The sequence below is a fragment of the Bradyrhizobium genosp. L genome (assembly GCF_015624485.1).
GTDB lineage: Bacteria > Pseudomonadota > Alphaproteobacteria > Rhizobiales > Xanthobacteraceae > Bradyrhizobium.
In genome coordinates, this window is the sequence record NZ_CP061378.1 from 6,834,322 (window position 1) to 6,847,014 (window position 12,693).

Consider the following 12,693-nt stretch of genomic DNA (forward strand, 5'->3'; position numbering starts at 1 on the left):
TCCTACGTGGCCGGCTTCTGCCGGCCCTCATTGTCGCCGAACGCTTCCTCCCGGTACAAACCGAGCGAATGCATCACGGGCAGATCGTTGAAGCCGAACAGGCAGGCATCGTCGCTCGAGGAGGCGTTGGCGTGCTCGTGCCAGGCCCAGGACGGCACGCAGAAGATGTCGCGCTCTTTCCAGTCGAACCGCTTGCCGTCGATGATCGAATGGCCGCGTCCCTTGGCGACCTGGTAGATCGCGCAGCCGGTGTGACGATGCGCCTTGGTCGCTTCGCCTGCCCGCAGCAGCTGCATCGAGGCGCCGATCGTCTGCATCACCGGGCCACCGGTGACTGGGTTCACGTAGTTCATGAGGATGCCGTCGTAGGGCGAGCCGTCACTCGCCTTGCCGTAGCGCTGCAACGCCTCGTAGGTCGGGCCCCACTCGTATTTGAGCAGCGGCGAATAGCCCTTGCTCCATTCCGCGCCGGCCGGCCGCAGGCCGGGATTGCCCCAGGCGTGGCTCATGTCGTCGACGGGATAGCCGACCTGCTGCTGCATCTTCGGATGCACCGCGTAGAAATTCGCTTCCAGCGCATTCACCAGGGGAATGTCGAGGCCGTCCTGCCAGATGCAGGCCGTGCCGTCGCTGTCGACGCCATGCTCGTGCCAGGTGCCGTTCGGTGTCAGCACGAAATCATTGGCGCCGAGCGTCAGCTTGTGGCCATCGACGATGGTGTAGGCGCCCTTGCCTTCCATGATGAAGCGCAGCGCGGACGCCGAATGCGCATGCGCCGACGCCACCTCACCGGGATGCATCACCTGCAGGCCGGAGTAGAGCCAGCCGACCGCGGCGGCATGCTCGCGGCGGCCCGGATTGTTCAGATAGATCACGCGGCGGCCGGCTTTTTCCGGCGAGACCAGCTCGACCGAGCGCAGCACGTGCCGGCGCAGATCCTCGTAGCGCCAGAGCACCGGGACGGATGATGATTTGGGCTGCCAGGGCTCGATCTTGTTGGCGACGGTCCACAGCGCGCCGGCATCGAGGTTTTCCAGCTCGTCGTAGTAGGCGAGCAGCTCGGGCGTGTCTTCGACATTGGCCCGCCCGGCGACGTCTTCGCGATGGTTTTCACGAGGTCCTGTTGCCATCTCGGCCTCCTGGCTGTTGCCATCATATAAAATAGTAACTATCTTCGATGCAATATAGAATTTTCGAAAGAATTGGCCGGATCGCGTGAACTGGCCAAGACTCCGGAGACATCAAGGACATGGCAAATCCGGCTGGAGACCGCCGCACCGTCGCTGAGGCCGCGGGAGAGCCCGCGACCCTCGGCGAGGCGGCCTATCAACGCCTGCGCGCCGACATCGTCGCCGGCGTGCTGGAAGCTGGCAAGCCGCTACGGCTGGAAGCGCTGCGGCAACGCTATGGCTTGAGCTTTTCGCCGCTGCGCGAGGCCTTGATGCGGTTGCAGTCGGAGCGCCTGGTGCTGTCGACGGCGCTGCGCGGCTTCTCGGTCGCGCCGCTGTCGCGCGCGGAGATGAAGGATGCCACCGAGACCCGCATTCTGATCGAATGCGAAGCGCTGCGCCGCGCGATGCGCGATGGCGACGACGATTGGGAGGCCGGCATCGTCGCCGCGTTCCATGCGCTCGGCCGGCAGGTCGAGCGCATGGCGAAGAGCTCCGGCAAGGCCGACGCCGCCGATGTCGCGGCGCTGGAGGAGCGACACCGGCAATTCCACCATGCGCTGATCGCCCGTTGCGGATCGCCGCGCCTGCTCGAGCTCGCCGACCAGCTCTATATCGAGACCCAGCGCTACCGGCTGCCGAGCCTGGTCGGCCAAATCGCGGGAACGCCGCCGCGTGACGTCACCGCCGAGCATCGCGAGATCATGGACGCCACGCTCCGCCGCAGCGACGACGCGGTCGGCCACCTGGCCGCGCATTACCGGCGGACCGCCGCCGCGATCGAAGCCGCGATGGCCTGGCCACGACCGGCGTGACCGCGCACCTCGTGCAATTTGACGTAAGCCTGCAAGCATTCGGAAACCACGCGCCGGCAAGGCGTGGCACGCTTCACGGAGTTGAAAGCATGATCGGGTGACGCTTCCCCCGGAGGGGAACGTCAGATGTTGAATTACCTGTTTGGCTTCAATGCCCGGATCGGCCGGTTGGCCTTCTTCTTCGGCAGCTTCGTGATCGGCTGCGGCTACGTGATGCTGGTCTACGGCGTCACCGGCAACGCGCTGGCGAGCGGCCGGACCGATGTGCTGCTGGCGCAGGCCGCGAGCAACACCCCGCTGGTGATCGGCTTCTATGCCACGCTCGCCATCAGCTTCATGCTGCAATCGATGCGCGTCCGCGACATCGGCTGGGACCCGGTCTGCGTAATGATCGGGTGGGTTGGGCTGGTCGTGCTCGATCGGGTGATCGCGTCGCGATTTCCGGAGTATGCCCTGACCTACCAGCACACCAACACTGTGGCCGGCGCGCTCGTCAACGGCGCGCTGATGCTGGCGCTATTGTTCTGGCCGGCGCCCCGGTCCGAGGAAGCGCAGTCGAGCCCGTACGATTCGGGCAGCGAGTCCAGCGGGGTCTGGCGCAACAGCAGCGCGCCCACCGCGTCCACCAACCGCATCGCCCGCGTCGCCAGCGGCGAATTCGGCGGACGGACGCGATAGCAGCCCACTGTCGTCCCTGCGAAATCAGGGACCCATAACCACAGGGTCCAGGGTTGAAGCGAGCTGGGACCCCAGCATTGCATAGCAATTCGCATTGGTGGTTATGAGTCCCGGCTCGGAGGCCGGGACGACACTGAGTTTGTTGCCGCATCCACTGTCCACTCCGCGCCCTCGACGGCATAGGGCGCGTAGCGGAAATCGCGGATGGCAGCGACCCTGTCGACGGCCCACTCGATCAAGATGAACGACTTCGGCGCATCCGGCTGGCTCGGGTCGAACACCAGGATCGCGGGACGGCCCTCGACCTGCCCCGCCACCAGGCGCCAGTCGCTGGCCGCAGAATAATTGCCGAAATATCGCGACACCTCGGCCTTGCCGTTCATCCGCTTGCGGTTGACGAGCTCGAGCCTGATGTCGTCGGCGATCATGGCGCGGATGGCGTCGAAGTCGCGGGCGTTGAAGCTGTCGACATAGGCGTGCAGCCTGACGCGATCGGCCGCCGAGAGGCCGGGCTGCGGCGCATCGTCCGGCTCGCCGGCGAACTCACGCAGCTGCGTGCGTCCGCGATGCAGCGCGGCCTTCACCGCGGGCAGGCTGAAATCCACGATGCCGCAGACCTCCTGCAAGGAGCAGCCGAGCACGTCCATCAGGATCACGCATGAGCGCTGCGCCACCGGCAGGCGCATGAAGGTGCGCAGGCTGCTTGCCGCGATCTGGCGGCGCTCGACGTCATCCAGTTGGTCGGCGATCATCTCCACCTCCTCGGCCGACTGCATCGCCTGCTGCCGGTTGCGACGGCGCAGGAAATCGAGCGCCGTGTTGTGCGCGATCCGGAACAGCCAGGCTTCGGGATGATCGATCGGCACGGCGGATGCAAAGCCCGCCACGGCCTTGATCAGCGCGTCCTGCAGCACGTCCTCGCCGTCGATCACCGAGCCGACCATGCGCGCGCAGTAGCGATGCAGCCTGGGCCGCATCGCCGCCACCAGCGCCTCGATATCGATCGCGGCCCGCGGGCCGGGAGATGATGTCATCGGTACTCCGCCTGATCCGTTCAGGACCCGTCCAGCATACGATAATTGCCGATGATCCGGGCATTCTTCACCAGCGGCGGCTCGGCGCAGCGGTCGCGGATGCCGTCCTGGAAGGCCTGGAACGCCGCGAGCTTCGGGATCGGGCTCGAGCCGTCCTCGGCCGCGGCCTCGACGAAATGGATGAAGGTGTCGTCCTCCAGCCGCAGCGTCAGATAGCGCACGCCATCGGGATTGGCCGCCTTCAGCTCCGCGAACACCGCCGCCACCAGCTCGGCATTCCTGTCGGCCAACTCCGGCTTCGTCTTGTACCTGATCAGGGTCCGTCTCATCGCTCGCTCCTTCTCATTGTCCCGGCCCCAAGCGGCCGTGTCAGCCCCAAGGACGTTTGCCGACGGCAGAAGGATGCGGTCCGGCAAAAAATATTATCGGGCCGCATCCTTTGCCCCTTCCGGGCCGTCCTGGCCTGCGGAACGCGCCGCGACAGTGCGGCGCGACAAACGGAGCACGGGCAATGCAGACCCCGACCGACCGCGCCGAACAGAACTGGGTGCTCGGCGTCACCGCACTGGCATCCTTCATGATGGCGCTGGATGCCATGATCATCACGACGGCCTTCGCGACCATCCGCGCCGACTTCGACAGCCCGGTCGAGACGCTGCAATGGACCGTCAACGCTTTCAACCTGACCTTCGCGGTGCTGCTGCTCTCCGGCGCCGCGCTCGGCGACCGCTTCGGCCGCCGCCGGATGTTCGCGGCCGGGATCGCGCTGTTCGTGCTGGCGTCGGCGGCCTGCGCGCTGGCCGGCAATGCCGCGGCATTGATCGCAGCCCGCGCCCTGCAAGGCGCCGCCGCTGCGCTCGTGATGCCGCTGGCGATGGCGATCCTGAGCGGCGCGTTCGGCCGCGAGCAGCGCGCCCGCGCGCTCGGCATTTTCGGCGGCATCACCGGATGCGCGCTGATCATCGGGCCTGCGATCGGCGGCTTCATCACCGAGCATTTCGGCTGGCGCTGGATCTTCTGGATCAACCTGCCGATCGGCCTGATCGCGATCGCACTGGTGCTCGCGCGGCTGCACGAAAGTTTTGGTCCGGCGGCGCCACTCGATATCCCCGGGCTGGCGCTCGTCGCCGTCGCGGCGCTGGCGCTGGTCTGGGGCCTGTTGCGCGGCAACGCCGTCGGCTGGGCAAGCGCGGAGGTGACGGGCTCGCTGATCGCCGGGTTGGTCTTCGCGCTGGGCTTCGTGCTGTGGGAATTGCGCGCGGCGGCGCCGATGGTGCCGATGCGCCTGTTCGGATCGCGCGCCTTCGCGTCGGGCATCGCCGCGAGCCTGCTGTTCTATGCCGCGATGTATGGCGTGCTGTTCCTGCTGCCGCAATTCCTGCAGATCACGCTGGGCTTCGATCCGTTCGGTGCCGGACTTCGCCTGCTGCCGTGGACCGCGACGCTGTTCGTCACCGCACCGGTGGCCGGCGCGCTCGTCAACCGCTTCGGCGAGCGGGCGCTCGTGGTGACCGGCCTGCTGATGCAGGCGATCGGGCTCGGCTGGATCGCCGAGATCGCGAGCCCATCGATTTCCTACGCCGCGCTGGTCGCTCCGCTGGTGCTCGCCGGCGTCGGCGTGTCGATGGCCATGCCGGCCGCGCAGAACGCCGTCCTGGGCTCGGTCGCGGTGACCGAGATGGGCAAGGCGTCCGGCATCTTCAACATGGGGCGCTTCCTTGGCGGCATGTTCGGCATCGCCGCGCTGGTGGCGGACTTCTCCGCCAACGGTGCGGCGGATTCCCCTGCTCATTTCGAGAGTGGATTTGCCGCGGCGATCAGCCTTGCCGCCGTGCTGTCGCTCGCCGGCGCCATTGCCGGTTTTTTCCTCCCCGAACGGCGACGCAGCGCCACTGCCATCGCGCCGCAGGACGCGTGACGGCCGGCGACAATAGGGTTTCGCTATCGGGCAATCGGGCAATTCGTATTGGAAGGGGGCCGCGAAGTGACTACATAATGAGGCGACGGAGCCGTTCGAAACCGAGGCGAAATCGCATGACGCAAGCGCTGGCCGGATCTCATCGCGTAGTCATCGTCGGCGCCGGTTTTGGCGGCCTGGAGGCCGCGTTCGGGTTGCGCGGCGCGCCGGTCGAGATCACGCTGATCGACCGCCGCAACCACCATCTGTTCCAGCCGCTGCTGTACCAGGTCGCGACCGCGTCGCTTGCCACCAGCGAGATCGCCTGGCCGATCCGTTATCTGCTGCGCGACCGAGGCGAGGTGACGACGCTGTTCGCCAATGTCTGCGGCGTCGATGCCGCAACCAAGCGCGTCGCGCTCGATGACGGCGACAGCATTCCCTACGACACGCTGATCCTCGCCACCGGCGCGCGCCACGCCTATTTCGGCCATGACGAATGGGAGCCGTTCGCACCCGGGCTGAAGACGCTGGAGGATGCCACCACCTTGCGGCGGCGCATCCTGGTCGCGTTCGAGCGCGCCGAGCGTGAGACCGATCCCGCCGTGCGCGCGGCGCTCTTGACCTTTGTCGTGATCGGCGCCGGTCCGACCGGCGTCGAGATGGCCGGCACCATTGCCGATCTCGCCAAGGACACGCTGCCGCGCGACTTCCGCCATATCGACACCCGGATGGCACGCGTGGTGCTGATCGAGGCCGGAGCGCGCGTGCTCGCAGGCTTTCCCGACGATCTCTCGGCCTATGCGCAGCGCGCGCTGGAGAGCCTCGGCGTCGAGGTGGTGCTCGGCGAGCCCGTCACCGAGTGCACCGCCGACGGCGTGGTCTACGGCGGCAAAGAGCTCGCCGCGCGCACCATCGTGTGGGCCGCCGGCGTCCGCGCCTCGCGCGCCGCCGAATGGCTGAACGCGCCGGCCGACCGCGCCCAGCGATTGCAGGTCGAGCCCGATCTGACGGTGCCCGGCCATCCCGACATCTTTGCCGTCGGCGACACCGTCACCATCAAGGACACCGACGGCAATCCGGTGCCCGGCATCGCACCGGCGGCGAAGCAGGAGGGACGCTACGCTGCGGCCCTGATCACGGCGCGGCTCAAGGGCGAGACATTGCCGCCGTTCCGCTACAAGCATGCCGGCAGCCTCGCCCAGATCGGCAAGCGGCTCGCCGTGATCGATTTCGGCTGGCTGAAGCTGCGCGGCGCGCTGGCGTGGTGGATCTGGGGCATCGCCCACATCTACTTCCTGATCGGCCTGCGCAACCGCGTCGCGGTCGCGCTGAGCTGGCTCTGGGTCCACGCCCGCAACCAGCGCGCGGCAAGGCTGATCACGCAGGGCAGCAGCAAGGTGGGGCAGTAGCGCTATGCCTCGTAGCGACGTTCCGCACTCCGTCGCCCTGACAAGCACGCAATGAGGTAAGCACGACGGTCAGGCTCCCTCTCCCCTTGCGGGAGAGGGGTGGCCGCGGGCGAGACGGTTGATGTGAGCGTCGGTCTCGCAAGATCGCGTAGCGGTCGCACACAAATAGATAGACCACTCGCGTGGTACCCCTCTCCCCAACCCTCCCCCGCAAGGGGGGAGGGAGCCCGTCCGCCGGTGCTTGCCTGACTTGGCGTCGCGGCGAGAGGCTCACTTCACCAACGCACACCCACCATCCGCCAGCGGTCGGAACGCCTGATCGGCGGGGATGGTCGCGATCAGCTTGTAGTAGTCGTAAGCGTACTTCGACTCGTCCGGCTTCTTCACCTCGAACAAATACATCGGGTGGATGACGCGACCGTCCTGGCGGATGGTGGTCTCGCCGAACAGCTTGTCCTGGCCCTTGAACGTCTTCATCTGCGGCACCACCACCTTGGCATCGTCGCTGCCGGTGGCGGCCACAGCGTTGAGATAGGCGAGCGTCGAAGCATAGACGCCGGCCTGGTTGCCGCTCGGCATCTTGCCGTTCATGCCGGGGCGCGCGGCGAAGCGCTTTGCAAACGCGCGGGTGTCGTCGTTCATGTCCCAGTAGAAGGCCTCCAGCAACCGCAGGCCTTGCGCGACCTTCAGGCCCATGCCGTGGATGTCGTTCACGAACAGCAGGAACCCGACCAGGGTCTGGCCGCCCTGCTGGATGCCGAACTCGGCGGCCTGCTTCACCGCGTTGATGGTATCGCCGCCAGCGTTGGCGAGGCCGATCACCTGCGCTTTCGAGTTCTGCGCCTGCAGCAGGAAGGAGGCGAAGTCCGAGGTGCCGAGCGGATGCTTGCTGGAGCCAAGCACCTTGCCGCCATGCTTCTCGATAAAGTTGGTCGCCTCGGCCTCGATGCCCTTGCCGAGCGCGTAGTCGACCGTGACGAAGTACCAGTCCTTGCCGCCGCGCTGCATCATCGCCGCCGCGGTGGTGTTGCCGGTCGCCCAGGCGTCATTGACCCACTGAATGGTGTTCGGCGAGCAGGCCTTGCCGGTGAGATCGGAGCTTGCGGTCGACGAGGCCAGGAACGTCATCCTGGAATCGCGCAGGATGGTGTTGACGCGAGCCCGACGGCCGAGTTCGGCACGTCGACGATGGCATCGACGCCCTCGACATCGAGCCATTTGCGCGCGATCGCGGAACCGACGTCGGCCTTGTTCTGGTGGTCGGCATAGACGATCTCGACCTTGATGCCCTTGCCGCCGCCGTTGAAATCTTCCGCGGCCATCCGCGCGGCTTCCACCGAGCCCATGCCGTTGGTGTCCTGGAAGATGCCGGAAATGTCGTTGAGCACGCCGACCCGCACCACGCCGCCGGAGATTTCTGCGCGGACGCTGCCCGCGGCGCAGGCCAATGCCAGCGCCAGACCGATCCTGAAGCCCCTCATCGCATTCCCCCTCATGTGTTGTTGATGGCCGGCCTGTCAGGCCGGCGTGATCTCGACCGGCAGGCTGGTGAGCCCGCGCAGCGTGTTGTTGAAAAGGCGCGTTGGCTCGCCGGTCATTTCGATCCTGGCCACGCGGCGCGCCAGCGCTGCCATCATCACCTCGCCTTCGAGGCGGGCGACCAGCTGGCCGACGCACATATGGATGCCCGAGCCGTAGCCGACATGGCCCGAGGTGCGGCGCGTGATGTCGTAGCTGTCGGGCTTGTCCCAACGGCGCGGATCGCGGTTGGCCGCGGCGAGGAACATCAGCACCTTCTCGCCTTCCGGAATCCGGGCGCCAGAGAGCTCGGTGTCGCGGGTGGTGGTGCGGAAGAAGGTCTGCACCGGGCTTTCGAAGCGCACGGCTTCCTCGAAGGCGTTGCGCGCCAGGGTCGGATCGCCGCGCAACTTCTCGAACTGGTCCGGGAAACGCGCCAGGCAATAGACGGCGGCGCCGATGCCGTTGACGGTGGTGTCGAGACCGGCCGACAGCAGCGAGCGCACCAGAAGCGGCGCCTCGATCTCGGTGATGGCGCCGGTGTCGACATGGGCGTGGATGCAGGCACCGATGCCGCCGGGGGTGAGATTGTCGCGCTGGCACTGCTCGGCGACATAGGCCTGGTGCGGCGCCGAGCGCTCGATCGCCTCCTTGCGGAGCTCGTTCGGCGGCCCGAAGGCGTTGAACACCAGGCTCGCGTAAGGCAGCAGATGCTCGCGGCCGTCCGGCCGCAAGCCGAGCGCATCCGGGAAGATCGAAAGCGGATAGGCTTCCGCGAGATCCGCGATCACGTCGAACCGGCGCTTCTCCAGCAGCGCATCGACACAGGCCTCCGCGGCGGCGGCAAATCGTCCCCGCAGCTGCTTCATCACGGTCGCAGACAGCACCGAGCTCAGCACCGCGCGGGTGCGGCCATGCGCCGGCGGATCCGCCTCCAGGATCAGGCTCGGCGGCCGCCACGGCTTCTCCTTGGCGAAATCGCTCAGGCCGACGCCGCGGCTAGAGCAGAACGTCGCGGGATCGTTCAGCACCGCATAGACCTCGGCATAGCGCGCCACGCCATAGACGTTCCATTTGTCGAGGTAGACCACGGGGGCAGCCTCGCGCAGCCGCTCATGGGTCGGGAATGGGTCGGCGAAGAAGTCAAGCGCGAACGGATCGACGTCGAGATGCGCGACGAATGTACCGGCTGTTGCAGTCATCGGGACCTCCCTAGGTTTGTTCTTGTCAACACGCGCTGCATGTTGCTTGCTCCCGATGCAATTCGCAGCGATGATTTGAGAGATGAGCAGCCAGCCCCTCCCCCGAAAGCCCCGCCGGCCACGACCGGCCGATCCCGCAGACGCTGCCGATGGGCCGCTGCTCGACCTCAACCGCTATGTGCCGGCGTTCATCACCTTCATCGGCAACAAATTGTCGAACAGCGCCACCGCCTTTTACCAGAAGAATTTCGGAGTCAACGTCACCGAGTGGCGGATCATCTCGCAGCTGGCGATCGAGCCGGGCATTCCGGCCTCGCGGATCTGCCAGGTGATCGGCTTCGACAAGGGGCCGGTCAGCCGCAACCTCGCGGCGATGCAAAAGCGCGGCCTGCTGACGATCCGCACCGCGCCCGACGACGGCCGCACCCACGCGATCTCGCTGACCGCCCGCGGCCGCGCCGTGCACGACAAGGTCATCGTCGCCGCGCTGGAACGCGAGCGGCGGTTGTTGGCCTGCCTCAAGAAGGACGAGCGGGAAGTGCTGATCGACCTGCTGCGCCGCCTGCATGAAAATCTCGGCGCCGTGACCGGGCAAGGCACGAGCTGACGGCATAGCCCGGCCGCGCGCGGACCCCTGCGGCGCGGCGGCGTTCCCGACGCTTTCGACTGTTATCCCTGACGTTCGCGCCATGCTGCGCAACAGTCTCCTCCCAAACGCGTGGCCGTTGACCGGCCCGCCGATTGGCAGGGAAACTCGCACAGCTTAGTTGCCTTGGCAACTAAAAAGCCGCGTGTGCAGCGCGGCAAGAGGAAGCAGCCGCCGGACGGGTTGGGCTGGGCGCGGCCGACGGCGTGGATACACAGCCGCACCACAAATTCACTGTCGTCCCGGCGAAGGCCGGGACCCATACGCCGCGGCTTCTCTTGGGGCCCGTGGGGAGTCTCGAGGCACGTGGGGAGACATTGTGCGCGACAACGTGCGTCTGCGGTTATGGGTCCCGGCCTTCGCCGGGACGACGGCGGTGGGTGCGGTGACTATCCGGCACAGCCGATCGGCTCGCCCGACGCATCGTCCTCCAGGATCGCCACGGCCGCGGCGCGGCGGGTCAGGACCGCGCGCTGGTTGACGTAGCCCTTGTCGGTGATCTCCCCGCCATCGACCGAGGCCGGCTCGGCCAGCAGCAGCGCGCGGCTGGCGTGGCCGGAGGAATGGCCGCCTTGTGCCTTCAGCTTTGCCAGCCCTTGGGCGATCGCGGAACGGACGGCGGCGTGACCGATCACGTCGTGCGCGCCGGCGCTCTCGGAAAGCCCGGCCAGGGCGCGGCAGGCGGCGAGGTTTGGAAATACCAGAAAGCGCACCTCGTCGCGGCCATGGCCGGAGACGACGATGTCCTGCACCAGCGGCGCCAGCGCCGCCATGCCGGCGACGCGCAGCGTGCCGACGCTGACCCAGGTCCCGGAATTGAGCTTGAAATCCTCGGCGACGCGGCCGTCGAAGAACAGGCCGAGCTCGGGCCGGTCAGGATCGGCAAAGGTCACGGCGTCGCCGATCTTGTAAAAGCCTTCGTCGTCGAAGGCCTGCGCGGTGAGCTCGCCCGCCTTCCAGTAGCCCGGCGTGACATTCGGCCCGCGCACGCGCACCTCGAGCTTGTCGCCGGACGGCACCAGCTTCAGCTCAGTACCGGGAATCGGCACGCCGATATTGCCGGAACGTTTGGCGAGGAAGTGGCAGTCGGTCGCAAGCGGCGAGGTCTCGGTCGAGCCCCAGGCCGAGACCATCGGCAGCCGGCGGCCGACGGTCGCGAGCGACAATTCCTCCAGCGCGTCCCAGAGATTCTGCGGCAGCGCCGCGCCTGCATAGAAGGCGAATTTGGTGCCGGCGAAGAATCTGCTGCGCAACGCCTCGTCGGTGCGCAGCGCCGCGATCAGCATGTCGAACCCGCGCGGCACGTTGAAATAGACCGTCGGCACCACGCTGCGCAGGTTGGCGAGCGAGGTCGCAAACAGGCCGGGCGCCGGCTTGCCGCCGTCGATGTAGAGCGTGCCGCCGTTGCGCAGCACCAGGTTGAAATTGTGGTTGGCGCCGAAGGTATGGCTCCAGGGCAGCCAGTCCAGGATGATGAGTGCGTCACCGGACTGCTCGAGGAAGCTCCAGGTCTGCGCCTTGGCCTGCTGGCTCGAGGTCAGCATGCGCTGGGTGTTGATCACGGCCTTCGGCGTGCCAGTCGAGCCCGAGGTGAACAGGAATTTCGCGATCGTATCCGCCGTCACCGCGGCGAAGGCTGCTGCGACGGCGGGCGTCTCCGGCGTTGCTGCAACGGTCCGGAACGGCAGCGCGTCGGCATCGTCAGGATTGCCGCTGACGATGGTTGCCTGATGCAGCGCTTTGATCGCCGCGAGCGCCGCCGCGAACGGCTTTGTGCCGGCGACGTAGATCGCGCCGGGCTCAAGCAGGCTGATCATGCCCTTCAGCTTGTCGAAGTCTCGGGACATCAGCGAATAGGCCGGCGAGATCGCGGCCGAGGGCACCCCGACATGCTGGGCGGCGAGCGCAAACAGCGCGTGATCGATGCTGTTGTCGGAGAGGATCACGAGCGGCCGCTCGGCGTTGAGCCCCCGCGCCAGGATCCAGGACGCGGCCTGGCGGACGATGCCAAGCGCCTCACGATAGGTGACGGTGGTCCAGGGCGCCTCGGCACCGGCGCGCTCGCCGAGGAAGACGCGATCCGGCATCCGCCCGGCCCAATGCTCCAGCCAGTCGCCGACGCAGCGCGCGCTGGCGCGCAACGGCGTTGCGGACCGCAGCAGAATGCTGCCGTCCGAGCGGCGGTCGGCAACGATCGCGGGCGCAGCAAACAGCGCGAGCGGATCGTCGCCGCTGATCGCGGGCATCGTCATGGTCTCCTCCTCGCCCATGTCTTGCAGGATCGCGTTGCAATCCCGGCCAGGCTCTTTGGTCTGACGTCGA

10 protein-coding genes and 1 pseudogene are annotated in these 12,693 nt (G+C 67.2%); 5 read left to right on the top strand and 6 right to left on the bottom strand.

What is annotated here, in order from left to right; all coding sequences use genetic code 11:
• Positions 1 to 2 precede the first annotated feature (2 nt).
• Entirely contained in the window at positions 3 to 1,130 is a 1,128-nt protein-coding gene (locus tag IC762_RS32570) for a cupin domain-containing protein (protein WP_195786170.1), read from the bottom strand.
• Positions 1,131 to 1,249: 119 nt separating this feature from the next.
• Between IC762_RS32570 and IC762_RS32575 the strand changes: the two genes are divergently transcribed.
• Together IC762_RS32575 and IC762_RS32580 are read left to right on the top strand one after the other, a co-directional pair.
• Positions 1,250 to 1,984: a GntR family transcriptional regulator gene (locus tag IC762_RS32575; RefSeq protein ID WP_195786171.1), complete on the top strand. Its 735-nt coding sequence runs from the start codon at positions 1,250 to 1,252 to the stop codon at positions 1,982 to 1,984.
• A 126-nt stretch (positions 1,985 to 2,110) separates the two neighbouring features.
• Positions 2,111 to 2,662 carry a DUF805 domain-containing protein gene (locus IC762_RS32580; protein ID WP_195786172.1) on the top strand — a complete coding sequence of 184 codons (552 nt, stop codon included), beginning with the start codon at positions 2,111 to 2,113 and terminating at the stop codon, positions 2,660 to 2,662.
• Between the two features lie 101 nt (positions 2,663 to 2,763).
• Here IC762_RS32580 and IC762_RS32585 read toward each other — a convergent pair whose 3' ends face one another.
• Entirely contained in the window at positions 2,764 to 3,696 is a 933-nt protein-coding gene (locus IC762_RS32585; protein ID WP_195786173.1) for a sigma-70 family RNA polymerase sigma factor, read from the bottom strand.
• 20 nt (positions 3,697 to 3,716) lie between these two features.
• A complete protein-coding gene (locus tag IC762_RS32590) occupies positions 3,717 to 4,025 on the bottom strand; it encodes a hypothetical protein (protein WP_195786174.1) in 309 nt (102 codons plus the stop codon).
• A 182-nt stretch (positions 4,026 to 4,207) separates the two neighbouring features.
• Here IC762_RS32590 and IC762_RS32595 point away from each other — a divergent pair, with 182 nt between their 5' ends.
• Together IC762_RS32595 and IC762_RS32600 are read left to right on the top strand one after the other, a co-directional pair.
• Positions 4,208 to 5,614: a DHA2 family efflux MFS transporter permease subunit gene (locus tag IC762_RS32595; protein WP_195786175.1), complete on the top strand. Its 1,407-nt coding sequence runs from the start codon at positions 4,208 to 4,210 to the stop codon at positions 5,612 to 5,614.
• Between the two features lie 116 nt (positions 5,615 to 5,730).
• Positions 5,731 to 7,005: an NAD(P)/FAD-dependent oxidoreductase gene (locus IC762_RS32600; protein ID WP_195786176.1), complete on the top strand. Its 1,275-nt coding sequence runs from the start codon at positions 5,731 to 5,733 to the stop codon at positions 7,003 to 7,005.
• 270 nt (positions 7,006 to 7,275) lie between these two features.
• Here the strand turns inward: IC762_RS32600 and IC762_RS32605 are convergent.
• Together IC762_RS32605 and IC762_RS32610 are read right to left on the bottom strand one after the other, a co-directional pair.
• A pseudogene (locus IC762_RS32605) lies at positions 7,276 to 8,486 on the bottom strand (ABC transporter substrate-binding protein).
• A 36-nt stretch (positions 8,487 to 8,522) separates the two neighbouring features.
• Entirely contained in the window at positions 8,523 to 9,725 is a 1,203-nt protein-coding gene (locus IC762_RS32610) for a cytochrome P450 (RefSeq protein ID WP_195786177.1), read from the bottom strand.
• Positions 9,726 to 9,807: 82 nt separating this feature from the next.
• Between IC762_RS32610 and IC762_RS32615 the strand changes: the two genes are divergently transcribed.
• A complete protein-coding gene (locus IC762_RS32615) occupies positions 9,808 to 10,332 on the top strand; it encodes a MarR family winged helix-turn-helix transcriptional regulator (RefSeq protein ID WP_246801350.1) in 525 nt (174 codons plus the stop codon).
• Positions 10,333 to 10,760: 428 nt separating this feature from the next.
• Here IC762_RS32615 and IC762_RS32620 read toward each other — a convergent pair whose 3' ends face one another.
• A complete protein-coding gene (locus tag IC762_RS32620; RefSeq protein WP_195790390.1) occupies positions 10,761 to 12,617 on the bottom strand; it encodes a feruloyl-CoA synthase in 1,857 nt (618 codons plus the stop codon).
• Between the last annotated feature and the right edge of the window lie 76 nt (positions 12,618 to 12,693).

Bases quoted from the DNA above. Each gene is read 5' to 3' on its own strand.
- IC762_RS32570 (WP_195786170.1), bottom strand. From the start codon at position 1,130: ATGGCAACAGGACCTCGTGAAAACCATCGCGAAGACGTCGCCGGGCGG.
- IC762_RS32575 (WP_195786171.1), top strand. From the start codon at position 1,250: ATGGCAAATCCGGCTGGAGACCGCCGCACCGTCGCTGAGGCCGCGGGA.
- IC762_RS32580 (WP_195786172.1), top strand. From the start codon at position 2,111: ATGTTGAATTACCTGTTTGGCTTCAATGCCCGGATCGGCCGGTTGGCC.
- IC762_RS32585 (WP_195786173.1), bottom strand. From the start codon at position 3,696: ATGACATCATCTCCCGGCCCGCGGGCCGCGATCGATATCGAGGCGCTG.
- IC762_RS32590 (WP_195786174.1), bottom strand. From the start codon at position 4,025: ATGAGACGGACCCTGATCAGGTACAAGACGAAGCCGGAGTTGGCCGAC.
- IC762_RS32595 (WP_195786175.1), top strand. From the start codon at position 4,208: ATGCAGACCCCGACCGACCGCGCCGAACAGAACTGGGTGCTCGGCGTC.
- IC762_RS32600 (WP_195786176.1), top strand. From the start codon at position 5,731: ATGACGCAAGCGCTGGCCGGATCTCATCGCGTAGTCATCGTCGGCGCC.
- IC762_RS32610 (WP_195786177.1), bottom strand. From the start codon at position 9,725: ATGACTGCAACAGCCGGTACATTCGTCGCGCATCTCGACGTCGATCCG.
- IC762_RS32615 (WP_246801350.1), top strand. From the start codon at position 9,808: ATGAGCAGCCAGCCCCTCCCCCGAAAGCCCCGCCGGCCACGACCGGCC.
- IC762_RS32620 (WP_195790390.1), bottom strand. From the start codon at position 12,617: ATGCCCGCGATCAGCGGCGACGATCCGCTCGCGCTGTTTGCTGCGCCC.